5 protein-coding genes are annotated in these 17,182 nt (G+C 60.6%); 1 reads left to right on the top strand and 4 read right to left on the bottom strand.

Going from position 1 to position 17,182, the window contains the following annotated elements; all coding sequences use genetic code 11:
- Positions 1 to 56: 56 nt before the first annotated feature.
- From AC07NV_RS10410 to AC07NV_RS10400, 3 genes are all read right to left on the bottom strand, one after another.
- The gene (locus AC07NV_RS10410) at positions 57 to 1,460 is read right to left on the bottom strand and encodes a long-chain-fatty-acid--protein ligase (RefSeq protein ID WP_495166275.1); all 1,404 of its coding nucleotides are present in this window, start codon (positions 1,458 to 1,460) and stop codon (positions 57 to 59) included.
- Between the two features lie 454 nt (positions 1,461 to 1,914).
- Positions 1,915 to 2,391 (bottom strand): hypothetical protein, encoded by a 477-nt coding sequence (locus AC07NV_RS10405; protein WP_495166274.1) that lies wholly within the window; start codon positions 2,389 to 2,391, stop codon positions 1,915 to 1,917.
- Positions 2,392 to 12,510 carry a LysM peptidoglycan-binding domain-containing protein gene (locus tag AC07NV_RS10400; protein ID WP_495166273.1) on the bottom strand — a complete coding sequence of 3,373 codons (10,119 nt, stop codon included), beginning with the start codon at positions 12,508 to 12,510 and terminating at the stop codon, positions 2,392 to 2,394.
- Positions 12,511 to 13,025: 515 nt separating this feature from the next.
- On the opposite strand from AC07NV_RS10400, the gene AC07NV_RS10395 reads away from it, so the two are divergent.
- Entirely contained in the window at positions 13,026 to 14,915 is a 1,890-nt protein-coding gene (locus AC07NV_RS10395; protein ID WP_495166701.1) for a CocE/NonD family hydrolase, read from the top strand.
- 417 nt (positions 14,916 to 15,332) lie between these two features.
- On the opposite strand, the gene guaA is transcribed toward AC07NV_RS10395, so the two are convergent.
- Positions 15,333 to 16,919, bottom strand: a complete 1,587-nt coding sequence (guaA, locus tag AC07NV_RS10390; protein WP_495166272.1) for a glutamine-hydrolyzing GMP synthase — start codon at positions 16,917 to 16,919, stop codon at positions 15,333 to 15,335.
- Positions 16,920 to 17,182 lie beyond the last annotated feature (263 nt).

The raw sequence follows: 17,182 nt of genomic DNA, 5'->3' as shown, positions 1-17,182 counted from the left end.
GCTCCCGGACCGTCGAGGTTCAGAGCGTTGGGATAACACGCCGGCGAGGCCGGGGATCACTGTCGGCGCAGGCCTTCGAGCAGGGATTCTAGCGCGCTGTCGGTAGCGGTGTCGAGCGCGGGGCCGATGTGGCAATCGCCGCCGCGCTGTTCGGGTATGCGGCTGATTTCCGGGGCCATATGCGGCGACGCCCTGCCGCAAGAACATGCATCCCAGCCGATCTCGACCAAGTCCGCCGTGATCACGCCGCCCCAGAAGCTTTGCGGGACCAGGTCGAAAAAGCCCGACCGCCCGCGTTGTCGCCCGTCGCGTGGCCGAGGGGCCCCGGTGACGGGGTCGAAGACATAGGGCACGACCCAGGGCGGAATATGGAAGCGTCCCGCGCGGCACATCGAGAATGTCGAGGTCAATTCGGTCATGCCGAAGGCGTTCAGATAATTGGGTTCGCCGGTAAAACGGCGGACATCGTCCTCCAATGTGGGAACGGCGGGATGGTTTTTGAGCCCGCCAAAGGCGCGAACGAGACTGCCAGGATGCAAAAGCGCCTCCATCCCGCGCGCGAGGCCGGCGGTGGCGAGGTTGTGGATGCTGACCGGCCCGCCCGCGATCATGACGCGGCGCCCGTGCGCTTTGCGGTCCGCCATGATGTCGAGCAGCTCCCCGGTGCGCTGCGGCAGATAGGCCTTCAGCGCTTCGGCTTCGTCGAGCCTTGCCTTGACATAGTCGCTCGCAACGGGGCCAAAGGCGTGGCCTTGCGCCATCAGATTTTGCGTTCGCAGGACATAATAATGATAGTCGGCGCTAAGCGCGGTCGGCACCAGCGGCTGGAAATCCTCGTCATTCGCGGTCAACATCTCGCGAAACAGGCCCGACGATCGCAAGATGGCGGAGCGGCCGAACGCATGGCCCGGCCAGATCAGCGTGAAATCATGGTCGCCGTGACGGAATTTCGGCGGGTCGAACCATTGCGCGATCGCCATGCTGGCATGCGCCACCTGCGTCGCACGCTCATGCTTGCTGCGCGGGTAGAAGGAAAGGCGGCCGGTCGTCCCCGAGCTGTGGTACATCTCGAGCGGGCCTTCGTGGTCGAGCGCGTCGAGCCAGTCGTCCATCCGCGCAAAGCCGCGCCCGCGCACCATCGAAAGGTCGGACGCCGTGAGGCGCGACAGCCATTCGGTCATCGCGGCATAATCGCCCTCGATCAGCAAATGTTCGGGATAGGATTTGAAGAAGCCGTGCGGGTAGAGCAACGCTGCCGCCGCATCGAGCGAAGCGATGTCGGCGATGCTTTGCGCGCCGGCCAAGGCGCGAAGCGGCGCGAGCTGCGGCTCGAGCGCGGCAAAGCGCGCGCGTAGCGTTTCGAGCTGCAACGCCTCGGCCTCGGCGCGCGGCATGGCATGCGCGCGGCTTGCGTCGTTGCCGAACCAGGTGGCGGGATTGTCGGCGAAATGGGGTGGCATGGGGCGGGGACCTCAGCTGTTGGGTGTGCGCGAGGGGAATGGCGGAAAATTGCGTAGCTTCACACGGAAAGCGGGGGTGCGGACGGTGCTTTTCGTGTGAGCAATGTCACAATCGCGGCTCACAATCGCGGTCTTGAACGTCGTGAAGATCGTCCATGACGCGTATCGGCCAGAACGGCTGACGGCGGCGCTTAAAGCCACAAAAACCCTGCACAAGCGCACCGGAAATGTGTCCTTTGTGGCTTTAGGCAGAGCGTAAGCGGGGCGTTTATGATCGAGCTCGCAACGGGCGCAGTTGAAGTGCGGGTGGAGCGGCGCGTGAAATAAAGGAAAGGTCCAGGCCGACATGCGCAGAGGCTAGCGTCGCGCGATTTTGTAGGACAGCGATTTTTTGGACAGGGTGATCATTTAGGGGTTGTTGCACCTATCACCGTAATTCCAGTATAGATTATAATCAGTCCTTCACAAATCCAGAATATTCTGTGTTTTTCATAGATACACAAGACAACAGGATAAATTTTTCTTCTTTTCTGTTCGATACGTCCTGCTTCAAGAAGAGAAGATAGGTCTTATCATTATCCGCGATGCAGCCTTGTCCTCCAGGAGAATCATGATGCGTTTCCGACAAATCATCTTTATAGTCTGATCGAGGATCGGTGACATAGGACGGATCGAATACCCGGATTACATTTCTTTTGATTTTAGATCCTTTAAGCAGTCCGATAGGCGGGTATCCGGCAGGACGTGCTTCAATCTCGAATACATACTCATCCGCCCCCCTCGTCGTTCCTTCTCGTTCTCGCAGCAAAATTCGTTCCTTTTGTACCAATTTTGCTAGCACTACGAATTCTCCGCCCACTTGCCTTGCCGCTGAAAGACTGGACAGGGTGACCCCTCCCAGAAGCACAAACAACATCGTGAATCTTTTCATCTATTTTATCTTGTTCTTGTACATGCCGAGCCCTCTGAATATCGATCGCGCATACCAGTTCAATGCGTCATGTTCATAGAGAATGGGACCGGTATCAGGCGGCGCGGTCTGCACTGGCCCCGGCGGCGGCGTCGATCCGGGCGTCGGAATATAGACTGGTGCGTCGGCGTTCGGTCGATCTCCCCAGAATCTATCATAATACGCCTTGGGATTGGCATCAAACTTATTCATTGGGCCCCGCCAATTGGTGACGGATCCAACGCGTTCTTGCCAAGATGCAGAGTGCAGCAATTCATGGAAGATGCCTTCGGAGAACAGTTTTTTCTGCGATCCGAATCCATTGTGGAAAATATGGATGTCGGAGGTGCCCCCGACTCCATATTGTGCCATGAACGCTTGACTATTAACTAAGCTTCTTGGGCGCAAAGTGAAATATCCGCTATATATTGCACCATGCATTTCACCAGCTGAGCTTGATAATATCGAATAACCTGCCCTGCCGCTCGAAAAGTTTACTAGAGCATCAACTGCTAAAGAAGCTCGCGCGACGCCTGTGATAAATTCGGCTCGGTGCGTGTACATTCCTCGCAAATCGCCACGGGCTGAATTAAATATTGCCTCTTGACCGGCTGGAATGGCAACCGAATTATCCCCTGCCGCCCTAGCCAACAAGATATCAATCTGTGGAGCGGTCGGATTTGCAAGGCCGTAATGCGTCAACGTGAGGCGCGCAGCAGCACGATCATCCCCTATTTGGACCATCGATTCATCGAATCTTCTGGCGGGATCCCGTTGATATCCAAAGTCGTAATACGCCCTAATACCCCCAGACTGAAGCAAGCGCCCAATCTCCGCCTCCCGAGTTGAGACCATTGATCCCGAAACCCTATTTGTCGCAAGATAGTCCTTCAAATCCTGCGTAAGCTCGATCCGCCCGTTAACGACGGTAGTACCGGTGCCTTCCGTAAATCGGCCGAGCATTTCGTCCGCTCTTTGAGCGCCATATTGCTGCACGAGTTGGTTGCGTGTCGGAATCTTATACCCGATGCCGCTGATTGCATAAGCAAGCGCCTCCCCCTTGTGTACCGTATACGACCGGTTGGTATTTCCCGCTATGATATCGCCAATGGTCTGATTCACAATGTCGGGCAAAGTCGCGATGATATTGTCACCAAAGCTGCTGCCCTCAACCATTGAGCGCGCGGCGGCCGCGGAGATAGAGCCCGCCATTGATGCAACAATCCGTCCACCGACTGTCAGCGATTCGCTAACAATGAAATTTCCGACACTATCCTGAAGCACTGATGTACTTGTCATCCCCTTCGACACAGCGGAGCCAATCGCTGCCCCCGCACCCGCTGCAACTACGCCTGCCCAGTCGAATTTGTTCTGCAATCCAGTGGCAACACCTATCCCCTGCGTGATAGCGCTGCTCGCCATACCGCGCGCTCCGGCCGCAAGCCATCCGCCGCCGCCAAAGGCTTGCCCGATTCCGGCGGCGACAAAGGATCCGATGCCAGCCATCGCCACGCCCTTCCAGCTGAATTTTTCTTGGATTCCCGTTGCGACGCCGACCGCTTGGCTCACGATAGAGCCAATAGCTGCGGCACCAGCTCCGATAGCAATCGCTCCCATCGCTCCCACCGCGCCTGCAACGCCGCCTGCGACTCCTGCAGCCGTCCCAAGCACCGTTCCGATTCCAACACCAATCGAGGTTATGCCCGCACTGGCAGGCGCTACAGCAGCTAGCGCCGCGCCTGCCGTCACCACCGTCACCGCAACGGCTACGACCGCCAGCAATATCATCCCAAACACACCGCACTTATTCTTCGCCTTCTTCGGCGGCTGCGGTGCCGTCGGCGAAAGATCCCCGATCGCGTCGGCGGGGTTATACGGATTGAGCGTCGCGGCGTTGTTCTTCGAGCGCATCACGCCCGTTGGCAGGATCAGCGTCTGGCCCTCGATCAGCCCGCCGGCTCCCGACATGCCGTTCGCTTCGGCGAGCTTGTACCACAGCGACGCGTCGCCCCACAGCGACTGGGCGATGCCTTGCAGCGTGTCGCCCTGCTGGACCGTATAGGTCCCGCCCGCCGACCCTTGGTAATAGCTGTTGATTGGGTCGTAATTCTGCGCGAAGTCGGCGTAGCTCGCACCATAGAACTGACCGTTCCGATAGGTGCCGGGGCTGGTCGGCTGGACGATCCGCCGCTCGTTCAGCGACGCGTCGTAGGTGACGTCCGAGGTGCCATTGTTGCCGGTGTAGCCGAGCTGGCGCCCGCCGAACCGGTACCACACCTCGTGCGGCGCCCCGGTTTGTCCCGAGGGCTGGCTCTCGTCGCGGCGGATGATCTGGCCCAGCTCGTCGAGCGTGAACGACACATAATGCGCCTTGCCGCCCCCGACATAGGCGCCGGTCAACTGCCCGAAGCTGTTGAGGGTGAAGCTGCTGCTATGGGTCGTCGATTGCGACGTATTGGGCGTCTCGACGATCGAGACCTGTACCGCGCCGTCCCACCAGGCATAGCCGTTGACTGTCCGGCTGTAGGTCGTGCCGCCGCCCGTGACCGACGTGCTCGACGATGTCCAGCCGACGCTGCCGAGCAGATATTGGCCGCTGTTATAATCGGTGAAATAATAGGAGGTGCTCGACGAATAGATTTTGTTGTCGGTCTTTTTCGTCCAGCTGGAGTCGTAGGAAAGCTGGCCCTTGGCGTTATATGCGGCCGTCCGGCTGTAAAGCGCGGTATAGCCGTTCGTGTCATAGTCGGTCTGCGAGGTCATGCGACCCATCAGGTCGTAATAGAAGACCGAACGCAGCGTGCCGGTGCTGGGGGCGGCAGGGATCGAGGCCGGCGGTATATAGGCATAAGTGACGGGATCATATGAGCCAGAGGCTGCGGCGCCCTGCGACGCCTGGACCTGGCTGAGCCGACCCGCCGCGTCATAAATATAGGTTTCCCGGCTTTCCTGATAATAGGTGGTATAGCTATCATAATAAGCCTGGGTGGTGGCGACCGCGGTGCGTTGCCCGGCGACATCATACATGATGTCCTGTCCGCCGCCGGTGCCGTAGAGATAGGCGCCCATCCCGCGAACGATCGTGCCATTTTCCAGCGCGCCCTGATTCACGACGACGCGGTTCATGCTGTCGTAGCGGAACCAGTAATCGCGCGTGGTCGCGGTGGACGCGGCGCCATTGGCGTCGAGGCTGTAATAGTTGGCCAGCGTCCGGCGGATATTGCCGTTCGCGTCATAGCTGGTGGTGGTGCTCGACGCGGGAGACGAGGCCGTGCCCGCCTCTGCCCAGCTCTTCATGCGGCCCAGCGCGTCATAGGTGGCGCTCTGGTTTTTGATCTGGACCGAAGAGGTGGAGTAGCTTTCCGGATGGTAGATCGGATCGTAATAATAGGGCTCATAGGGGTCGAGATAATAGGGCGGGCCGCCACCGGGGTTGCTCGGATATTCCCACCATTCGGGGGAATAATAGCCATATTCGTCGACCAGCGTTTCGGTCAGCCGGTTGCCCGTCGCGTTATAGCTGTAGGTCGCGGTCTTGCGGCTCCAGCTCGTGTTGACCTGCCCGGCGTTCGGGGTGCCGATGACGGTCGAGGCCTGCAGGCCGCTGTTGAACCAGACAAAGCTGACCAGCATGCCGTTGGTGCTCGACGAGGTCATCCGGCCGGCGAGATCATAAGCATGGTCGGTCGTGCGCCCGGCCAGATCGCGCTTCCATGTCACGCGGCCGAAAAGGTCGGTCTTTTCCTGTGCATAGAGGCCGTTCGCCATGGTGGTGGTCTGCAGCCAGCCGCCGAAGGTTCCGATTCCGGGCGTCGCGATCGCGCCGTCCCAGCTATAGGCGGTGGTGGTCGTGTCGCCGCCGAAGCTGCGCTGCGAAACCACCCGGCCCTGAATGTCGTAGTCGGTGGTTTCGACATCGGGGGTGTAGCCGATGACCGGCGTGTCGTAGATCGGCTCGCCATAATAGTCCCAGCCTATAATGACGGTCTCGCCATAGATTGGCGTCTGGTTTTGGTTGTTCCAATGCTTGATCTGCTGACCCAACAGGTCATAGCTGTAATAGTCGACGAGCCCGCCGATATTGCTGACGGTGACGGCCCGGCCCATGCGGTCGTAAGTGCGCGCCGCGCTGCGGCCGATTTCGTCGATCAGCACCCGCGCGTCGCCGTGAATATCGTAGCGGGTCTGTTTCACGCCGCCGTCGGCGTGCGTTTCCGCTGTGACCAGCGCCTGGCTGTTTCCATAACCCGTACCGGTGAGCAGGGTGAGCCGCGTCAGGTTGCCGGTATCGGCGGTTTTCGTCGAACCCGAATAGCTGCCGTTCGCGTCGCGCGTGGCCACAAGGCGGCCCGACGCGTCATAATAATAATCCTCGGCCGGCCGAATCCATTGGCCGGTGCCGTTCTCGAGCACGATCTCGACCAGCGGGCTCTCGCTCCGGATCATCCGGCCCATCGCATTGTAGCCGTAGTTGATCGTCGCGCCGAGGGCGTTGGTCTCGCTCGCGACCTCGCCGAACGCGGTATAGGTGCGCGTCGTCGTCAGATTCTGCAGCGCGCCGCCCACGCTGAACTGGCGCCCTTCTTCGAACACGGTGGCGGCCAGATTGCGCTTGTCGTAAACGGTAAAGCTGGCGTTGACATCGGCCTGGCCGATCAGCCCTCGCGCCGCGTCGAAGCTCAGTCCGGCGAGGTTCGCGCCCGCGCTCGATATCGCGATCGTCTGGTTGCCGTTGCCGTCATAGCCAAAATATTTCCAGATGCCGTCGCCCGATGTGGTCGCGACGAGGCGCCCGCCGAGGTCATATTGATTCTGCTGCTGCAGCAGGCCGCCGACATAGGTGCCCGCAACCTCGCCGAACGCGTTGTAGGACAGCTCGGTGACCGGGCCGCGCGTCGTCCAGCCACCGCCGGTATAGTCGGCCTGCCACTTCGAGACCACGCGCCCGGCAACGTCATAGCCGGTCAGATTGCCGTTGTAGCTGGTATCGGCGGATCCGTCGGACTTGGTGCGGGTGTAATATTCGTAATTCTGGCGCCCGCCCTGATCGTACCAATAATAGCGGCTGTTGCCTTCGGCGTCGGTGATCCAGCGTAGCTTGCCCCCGTCATAGCCATAGGTGGTCACGCGCTCGGCGGCATCGCCCGACCCGCGCTGGCGGGTACGCGAAAGATCGTTCACGCCATTATAATAATAGTCGACGGTCGGGGTCACCGACGCGCCGCTATGGTCGGTATAGGCCTTGCGCGCCTCCAGCGTCAGGCGGCCCGACGTGTCGTAGACATAGTCGACAAAGTCGCCCGTCGCTTCGCTCTTTCGGGTGACCTGCCCCAAGGCGTTGTAGCTGTAGCCGATCGTCGAATTCGTATAGGCGTGCGCGCCGCTGCCGTTGTGGACAAGAACGTTGTGCCGCGTTTCGGTGAGCCGGTTGCCGGCGAGGTCGTAGGTGAAGCTGGTGTAGCGATCGCTCGACGAGGCCACGACGTCGGGCAGGACGCCGACTTGCGGCGCAGCGGAAACCTTGTTGCTGTAGCGATATTCCCACAGCACATTGCCTTCGGCATCATAGGTCCATGCCGTCAGGTAATTTTCGGCATCGACCTGGTGCGTCTTCTGGCCAAGAGCATTATAGTAATAATAGCTCGCGTTGCCGTTCGCGTCGGTCAGCTTCACGACATTGCCGTTCGCGTCATATTGATACGCGGTGTGCAGTGTCGTCGCCTGCAGGGCGTGGGCCCCCCCGCTCGTGATATAGCTATTCACACTGGCGACCGAGCTGGTCAGCATGCGATTGACATTGTCGTAGGTGAAGCTGGTCACCCGCGCATTGCCGCCGGGCGCACCGGGCGCTTCTTCCTCGGATCCGCCATCGGCGGGCACGCCGACGATGGTTTCGAAGACACGAACCTCGGTCACATTGCCGACATCGTCATAAGTATAGCGGGTATAGGTGCCCGTCGGGCTGATCTCGACCGTCTTGCGGTCGAGATCGTCATAATAGAATATCGTCCGCCCGCCCGCGGCATTGACCGTGCTGGTCACATTGCCCCGTGCATCGTAGCGAATATATTCGTGCGGCGTCATGCCGAGGAAGGTCTGGCCAATCGTCTCGATCAACCGGTCGTTCTTGTCATAGACGAAATTCGTGTCGCGCCGTTCGGCGAGGCCATAGGCTTCGATCCGGCGCAGGACGTTGCCGCGCGCGTCATATTCATAGATATTCTTGTAAAATCCGTCGGCCGCTACATTGCCGGCATTGTCATAGGCCTTGGTGTCGACCCATTCGTAGCGGAGCTGGCCCTTGCGATCGTAGGTATAGTTGGTGACGCCCCCCAGCTTGTTCGTGAATCGGACGCGGTTGCCGAGCAGGTCATACGCATAGGTCTCGACGAAGCCGCGAGCGTCGGTCGACTGCGTTACTTGGCCGGCCTTGTCATATAGGAAGCTGGTGGTCGCGCCCGCCCGCGTGACGCTGGCCAGCTCGCCGAAGCGGTTATAGGCGGAATCGGTGTTGACCCCCGACGCATCGGTCGTTCGCCACAGGCGGCCCAGATTGTCGTAATTATTATAGGTCCAGTTCAGGCGCGCGTCGCGTATCGCGGTCTTGTTGCCGAAGGCGTCATATTGGTACAGCGTCTGGTTGCCGAGCGCATCGGTGACCGAGGTTACGCGCCCCAATTTGTCATAGGTATAGCTGGTCGTCTTGCCGTTGGGGTCGACGAACGAGGTCAGATTGCCCAGGCCGTCATAAGTATAATTGGTTTCGCGCGATTCCGACTGTTCCCACGCTTCGCCTTTCCAGGTGAGCTGGCCCGAATGATTATAGCCGAAATATTCGGGGATGCTGTAATCCGAGGTTCCGAGAGCCGTCTGGACTTGGCCGACTTCGCCGTTGCCGCGGAACCAGACATTGGTCCGTATATTATCGGCATCATAGGTGTCGGTCAGTTGGCCCTTGGCGCTATATCCAAAGCTCTTCCTCTGGTAACGGCCCGCCGAATAATCCGGGGCCACGGTCGCTGCCACGGTTCCGATCGATGTTCCGTCCCCGAAACTTGTTGCCGTGTCATATCGTATCGTGCTCGATACTTGGCCCCGCGCATCGTAGTTATGTTCGGTGACATAGCCTTCGCCGTCGACCGAGAAGCGCAGTTCGCCCTTCTGCGTATACCAGCTGCGCGTGACCACAGCCGACCCGCCACTCCCCGCGACCGTTTTGATGACATTGCCCATCACATCGTAGGTGAAGCTGGTCACCAGGCCCGTCGCGCTGGTTGTCGAGGCGATCTGGCCGCGCGAATTATAGGCGATGGTGCTGGTCCGGTCGTTGGACCCGTTGGCGATGGAATTTACCAACGCCTTCACATTGTCGTAGTTGAAGTTCGCGGTCGAGATGGGCGCCGCGTGAACGGTCGTCTGGATCAGCTGCCCCGCCGCATTATAGCCAAAGCTGCTCGCGCCGCCTTGCGCATCGATCGAATAGCGGCGCATCCCGCGGCCGTCGTAGACGTGGCGGACACGCCGGTCGGCGGGGGAGCCTGGCGCGGCGGTCGACCGAAGCTGGCTGAAGGTCCCGCTTGCCCAATAGGCCGAATGGGTGCGCTGGGCGTAGGCGATTTCTTCGACCAGCTGCCCGGCCTGATCATATACCGCTTCGGTCAGATAGCCTTCGGCATCGAGCGAACCAATGGCGCGGCTGTCGCGATCGTAAAAATAGCGTGTGACCGCGTCGGAACCATGCGCCGAGGGAAGGACGACCGAGCTCGGGGCGGTCGTCATGAACGATCCCACCGACACCAGGTTGATATATTTGCGCGTTTCGATCAGCCGGTCGGCGTCGTCATAGGTGAAGGCGGTGACGCGGCCGTCGCCGGTAATCTCCTCGACCAGCCGGCCTTTGGTGTCATAAATATTCCACAGCCAGACGCCCGAGTCCGCGGACGTCCGCAGGTTGTCGATCGTCAGCGTGTTGTCGGGATTGGCCAGCGCCGCCAGCTGCGCTGCGGCGGGCGCATAATGATATCGGATGGTGGCCGCGACGCGGCCGAACTTGTCGTAGCGATATTCGACGAGTTCGCCGTTGTGGCTTACTTCGGCGGTTTTCCGCCCCGCCTTGTCATAGAGATAATAGCTGTTGTAGCCCAAGGCGTCGGTCGCCATGCGAAGCCGACCATTTTTATCATATTTGAACGCCGACGTCGCACTCGGGGACCAGTCGCTGCCCTGCGTCGTGCTGACCAGTTCGCCGGCCTTGTTGTAGGTCGACGACGTCACCTGGCCGTTGCCGAGCGTGATGACGGTTTGCGACGCTGCATCGTTGAAGACGATGCTGGTCGTGCCGCCCGCGAGATCGGTCGAGCCGACCATGCGGCCCATCCCGTCGTAGAAGAAGGTTTCTGCGACCTCGTTCAGCTCGTTGCGGGACAGCAGGCGGCCCGCCTGATCATAGGTAAAATAGGTGTCATTGTAGCCGTCGCTGGCATCGCCGTAGCCCCAGCTCGACTGCGCGCGGCCATAGTCGATGGCTCGCGTCACGTTCCCGCGCGCATCATATATCGTTTGGCTTATCTGGCTATAGGTGTTGTCGAAACTTGTCCGCCAGGCATTGAGCGACGTTTCGGAGATCGATGTGCCGGGTGCCAGGCCCGATACATCGTAAGACGCTTGCGGATATTCGACCGACCAATACATCTGGCCGTAGCCGTCGTAATAATATTCGGTGACCCGGCCTTCAGGCGAGACGGTATAACGCAGGTGATTGCGGCTGTCATAGGCGTAGCGCGTGGTCAGTGCGCCGGTAGGGTCCGCCCCGCCGTGCCCGTCGAGATCCTGCGTCGTAAAGCGCGTCTTGGTTAGGACCTCGTTATTCGATCCGTAGGTCCAGCGGGTAACGGCATAGCCGCTGACCATGCTTTCATAGCTGTCGAGCATATTGCCATTGGCGTCGTAGCGGTACCAGATATTCGCAAAAGCAGCGCCGCCGATCCCGTCATAGCGTCCCGTGCGGAGCAGGTTGCCGTTGCCGTCGTAAACGAAATCGGTGACCCGCGTCTGGCTGCTGCCGTTCGCGGCGCGTTCGTCGAGGCGGATCAACTCGCCGCTCGCATTGGTGGTTATTGCAGCCAGCCAACCCTGTGCGTCGGATATCACGGTATAATTGCTGGATTGATAGTCGATCGTCGTCGTGCGGACGTCGCCCGCTGCCACCGTCTGCGTCAGGGTGATGACGCGCCCGGCGCCGTCGTAGGCGATGGCGAGGCTCGATCCGTCGGTCTGGGTGATGCCCGAGACGCGGCGGCTGGACCCGTCGTAGCTGTAGTTGGTGACATAGGTCTTGCCGTCGGCGATGCTGTTGTCGGCCGGGCTGAGATCGACCGTCACCTGCGTCAACCGGTTCAGCCCGTCATAGGCATAGCGCGTGCGCGTCAGCGTCTTTGCCGTGCTGGTCGCAAGGTCGGTGTAGCCGGTAACGATCTGGCTGAGATTCTCGCCCGACCACTGATATTCCTGATATTCGCCGTTGCTGGTGGTCGCGCGCGACAGCCGCCACCCGGTGGTGTGCATGTGATAGGTATAGGCGATGCTGTTCCCGTCGGTGTCGGTCAGGTTGATCAGCGTGCCGCCAATGTCATAGACCTCGGCCGCCCGCGTGTTGCCGTCGGTCCAGGTCCAGTGGCCGGTGTTGACGATCTTGTCGTGCGCGCCTGCACCATCGGTGGCGCGATAATAGCCGAGCCCCGTGTCATAGGTATAGGTGATGACCGACCCGTCCTCGCCCACCCGGTCGACCGTCGCACCTGCGGTGTTGGCAGTCCCCGTCCAGTTCTGCAGCCGCCGCTGCGACCCGAAGCGCCAATGATCGCCATTATCGTCGCTGACCTGCGCCAGGCTGTTGTAGGTTCGCGATACCGCGCTGTCGGGACCGCGCCCGATCAGGAAGTCGTCCTGCTGCGATATCAGCAGGTTTCCCGTCGCCGCATTGACCGAAACGCTCTCGCCGCTTCGCCCCTGGACCGCCGATCCCAACAGGCCCGCGCCGCCCAGAATATTGCCCGAACCACGCTGGAAACCCGCTCCAGCTCCAGTGAATATCGATACCATCGAACCCTCCGCCCAGGCCGTGCCTCCGGGGCGTTTCGCGGCATCGCCTTCAACCGGCCGACACGATGCGAAGCTCCCGTCATGTCCCAATCCGACCATTTGCGAAAATGTTTAGGCTTCGATGGGATTTTTTTGGACTTGGGCCGATACGGCAGCGGCAATCGCCCGGAATCTCCACGTTAATGTGGGCTGTCATGGCATTCATCGCCTATCCGGGCCGGCCGCAGCCGGCGACCTGCGGATAGGCCCGGCGGCCAATTGCCGTCAATTTCGTTGACAATCTGTTCGACGTGCGTTTCGCCACGACACGAAATTTCGCCAACGCGAACATAAATTATGCCGAGCCTCGGCTTTCTTCATCGCGAACCGCCCGCGCACTGTCGGCGCTGGACGCGACCATGAAGGGCCGCAAATGGGATAATTGGAGAAATTTGACCTGATCGGAGAATTTCTTTGGACTTGAACCCGGAATTGGGCATGGTGCCACGGTCTGGTTTGGGGGAGGTGTCAAGGTGATGCGCAGTCGTTCGGTTCGGTTCGCTATTGCAGCGTTCGCGATGGTGCTGGGCACCGTTGTCGGAGCCCCGATTGTGGCTCGGCCGACGACGAGCCAACCAGTCGCGGCTGCGCCAAATGCTTCTGGCTATGAAGCGCAGGATGTGATGATTCCGGTGCGCGATGGCATCAGTCTGCACGCGCAGGTCTGGCGTCCCAAAGGCCATGTCGGCAAACTCCCCATTCTCATGACGCGGTCGCCTTATGGCTTCACCAAGGCGCGGATCGAAGGCGGCCTTGGCAAGGGTGGCAGCTATGGCGAATTGGCCGAAGACAAGTTCATCTTTGTCTTTCAGGACATCCGCGGCCGGTTTGGTTCGGGAGGCGAGTTCGTCAACCTGCGCCCGCTCAAGACAAAGGCGGACGGCATCGACGAAGCCACCGACACCTATGACAGCATCGATTGGCTGGTAAAAAATCTGCCCGACAATAATGGCAAGGTCGGCGTGTTCGGTGTGTCTTATGGAGGCTGGACTGCCGCGATCGCGACCGTCAATCCGCACCCTGCGTTGAAGGCGGTGACCTCGCAGGCGTCGCCCGAGGACATGTTTATCGGCGACGACTTCCTCCACAACGGTGCCTTCCGGCTCGATTATGCCTGGTCGTGGGTGTCGGCGCTCGAGACCGACGGCCGCACGATGAATGCTTTCGATTTCGGGACCGACGATGCCTATGACTGGTATCTGAAACAGCCGGACCTCGCGAACATGGATCAGCGGCTGCTCGGCCGCGTGATGCCGAGCTGGCAAAACTTCGTTTCGCATCCGAATTACGACCGTTTCTGGAGCGACAGCCGAACTTCGCATATGATGCCTGGCAAGGTCGCCGTCCCCAATCTGATCGTCGCCGGTTGGTGGGATCAGGAAGATTTTTATGGTCCCATGACGATTTACGCCAATCAGGAGAAGGGTGACGATCGCGGCCTGAACTATCTGGTTGTCGGGCCATGGAATCATGGCGGCTGGCGCGGCGAGGGCAGCAATTATGGTCCGTTCGAACTAGGCGGACCGACGGGGCAATGGTTTCGCAGCTCGGTCGAACTTCCCTGGTTTCGCTATTGGCTCAAAGGCGTAGGCAAGCTCGACCAGCCCGAGGCGCTTGTTTTCCAGTCGGGCAGCAACCAGTGGCAGCGCCATTCGCGTTGGCCTGCGGTCGGGGGCAAGCGACGCAACCTGTATTTGCATCCTGACGGCAAGCTCTCCTTCGACGCTCCACAGTCGGGCAAGGGCGCCAGCAGTTTCATTTCGGACCCGGCGAACCCGGTGCCCTACCGCGACCGCGCGATATTGAAGCCGTTCATGCGGCCGGGCTCCGACTGGTCGACGTGGATATCCGACGATCAGGCGCCCTTCGCGCAGCGCAAGGATGTCCTATTCTGGCAGACCGAGCCGCTGGCCGAGGATGTCACGGTCGCTGGCGACATCGCGGCGCGCTTGTTTGCCAGCACGACGGGCACCGATGCCGACTGGGTGGTGAAGCTGGTCGATATTTATCCGTCCGACGCGGCGACACCCGCGAATTTGCGCGGCCGCCAACGGATGATCGCGAACGAGGTGTTCCGCGGCCGCTTTCGCGCCAGCTATGAGAAACCGGCGGCTATCCAGCCGGGCAAGGTGCTGGAATATAAGATCGACCTTCATTCGGCATCGCATGTGTTTCAAAAAGGGCACCGTATCGGGGTGCAGGTCCAGAGCAGCTGGTTCCCGCTGATCAACCGCAACCCGCAGACCTTCGTCCCCAACATACTGAAAGCGAAACCGGCGGATTATCGGGCGCAGACGCACTCGGTCTTTTTCTCGCGCACTTTCCCTTCCTCAATCTCCATGTCCGTCGTGTCCGGCGCCGAATGAACCAGCCCGCCATGAAGTTACAACTCTGCGCGGTCCGCGTGGCCCCCGCTTCTGCTATCTTGTAACCGAAAGCCGTGTCGATAATTCGGGGGCTGGCGCGATATTCACTGGGCTGCCCCGAATGATCCGGCGGCACGAGCTCAAGCTCGTCGTTCCATTGGCCGACAGCACCATTTTTGAGATGGAAAGACGAGGCGGGTTTTCGCGTCGATTCAAGCTCACGCCACGATGTTTGGGATTTGGAGGAGGTTGAGGCTTGGATTGCCGAGCGTCGCCAAAGCAATCTGGACGGTCGCGCGAAGGTGACGCCAGCGCCCAAAATCCGCGCCCTTGCCGTGACTACCGCTTTTTAGATCGAATTGGGCAATTTGGTCGAGCAATCGAAGGGATCGCACCGATGGATATCGATTGTTATCGTCACTCCCACTCGATCGTGCCCGGCGGTTTCGATGTATAGTCGTACACCACGCGGTTGATGCCCTGCACCTCGTTGATGATGCGCGTCGCGCAGCGCGAGAGGAAGCTGGCGTCGAAGGGGTAGATGTCGGCGGTCATGCCGTCGGTCGAGGTGACCGCGCGCAGCGCGCAGACATGGTCGTAAGTGCGTCCGTCGCCCATCACGCCCACCGTCTTGACGGGGAGCAGCACCGCAAACGCCTGCCAGATCGCGTCATAAAGACCGGCGTTACGGATTTCGTCGAGATAGACGGCGTCGGCCTTGCGGAGGATGTCGCAGCGGTCCTTCGACACTTCGCCGGGGATGCGGATCGCAAGACCGGGGCCGGGGAAGGGGTGGCGGCCGACGAAAATTTCGGGGAGCCCCAGTTCCTTGCCGAGCAGGCGGACTTCGTCCTTGAACAATTCGCGCAAGGGTTCGACGAGTGCCATCTTCATGCGAGCGGGCAGGCCGCCGACATTGTGGTGGCTTTTGATCGTCACGCTCGGCCCGCCGGTGAACGACACACTCTCGATCACGTCGGGATAGAGCGTGCCCTGTGCAAGGAAGTCGGCGCCGCCGAGCTTCTGCGCTTCCTCGTCGAACACATTGATGAACTCGCCGCCGATGAACTTGCGCTTTTTCTCGGGGTCGGTGACCCCGGCGAGCCCGGCCATAAAGCGTTCCTCGGCATCGACGACGACGAGCGGGATATTATAATGGTCGCGGAAGAGGCGCTCGACCTGCTCGCGCTCGTTCATCCGAAGCAGGCCATGGTCGACGAAGACGCAGGTCAGCTGCTCGCCGATCGCTTCGTGGATCAGCACCGCGGCGACCGCGCTGTCGACGCCGCCCGAAAGGCCGCACAGCACGCGCTTGTCGCCGACCTGCGCGCGGATTTCGGCGATCTTGGTGGCGCGGAACTCGGCCATCGTCCATTCGCCGCTGCAGCCGCAGACGTGGCGGACGAAATTGGCGATCAGCTTCGCGCCGTCAGGGGTGTGGACGACCTCGGGATGGAATTGCGTGCCATAATAGCGGCGCTCGTCGTCGGCGATCAGTGCGAACGGGGCGCCGTCGCTGACCGCGACGATGCGAAAGCCCGGCGCGAACTCGGTGACCTTGTCGCCATGGCTCATCCACACCTGATGGCGCTCGCCGACTTCCCACAGGCCGTCGAACAGCACGCACGGTTCGGTGACGGTCAGGAAGGCGCGGCCGAATTCGCCGTCGCGCTCGCCGTCGGCGCCGCCAGGTTCGACCTGTCCGCCGAGCTGCTGGCTCATCACCTGCTGACCGTAACAGATGCCGAGCACCGGAAGGCCGCTGTCGAAGATCGATTGCGGCGCGCGCGGGCTGCCGTCGGCAGGGACCGAGGCGGGGGATCCCGACAGGATCACGCCCTTGGGCTGCATCCGCTCGAGCGCGGCTTCGGCCTGCGTGAAGGGGACGATCTCGCTATACACGCCGGCTTCGCGGACGCGGCGGGCGATGAGCTGGGTGACCTGGCTGCCGAAATCGACAATCAGGATGGATTCGGGCGGAGCGGAAGAGTTGGGAGTCGGCATGGGTGGCCGATAAGGGTGAAGGCGCATGCTGTCCAGCGGTCGATATGGCCTGTTCGTGGAACAGGCATGGCCTCGACACATTGTTGCGACAATTGCGACATAGATGAACCGCAGACGAAATCGTGCGTCAGGAGGGGTTAACCGCTGATGCGCCAATAAAAACGAAGACAAGAATAGAAGGCATCTCCCCCGATGAATAACTATCGCCTCTCCCTTTCCGCGCGCGCCCTATTGCTGACGGCAAGTGCTGCGCTTGCCTGGCC

It is taken from the genome of Sphingopyxis sp. GW821-FHT10B01, from assembly GCF_059415685.1.
Note: the sequence above shows the minus strand (reverse complement) of the source record. Positions and strands in the feature narration are given on the sequence as shown.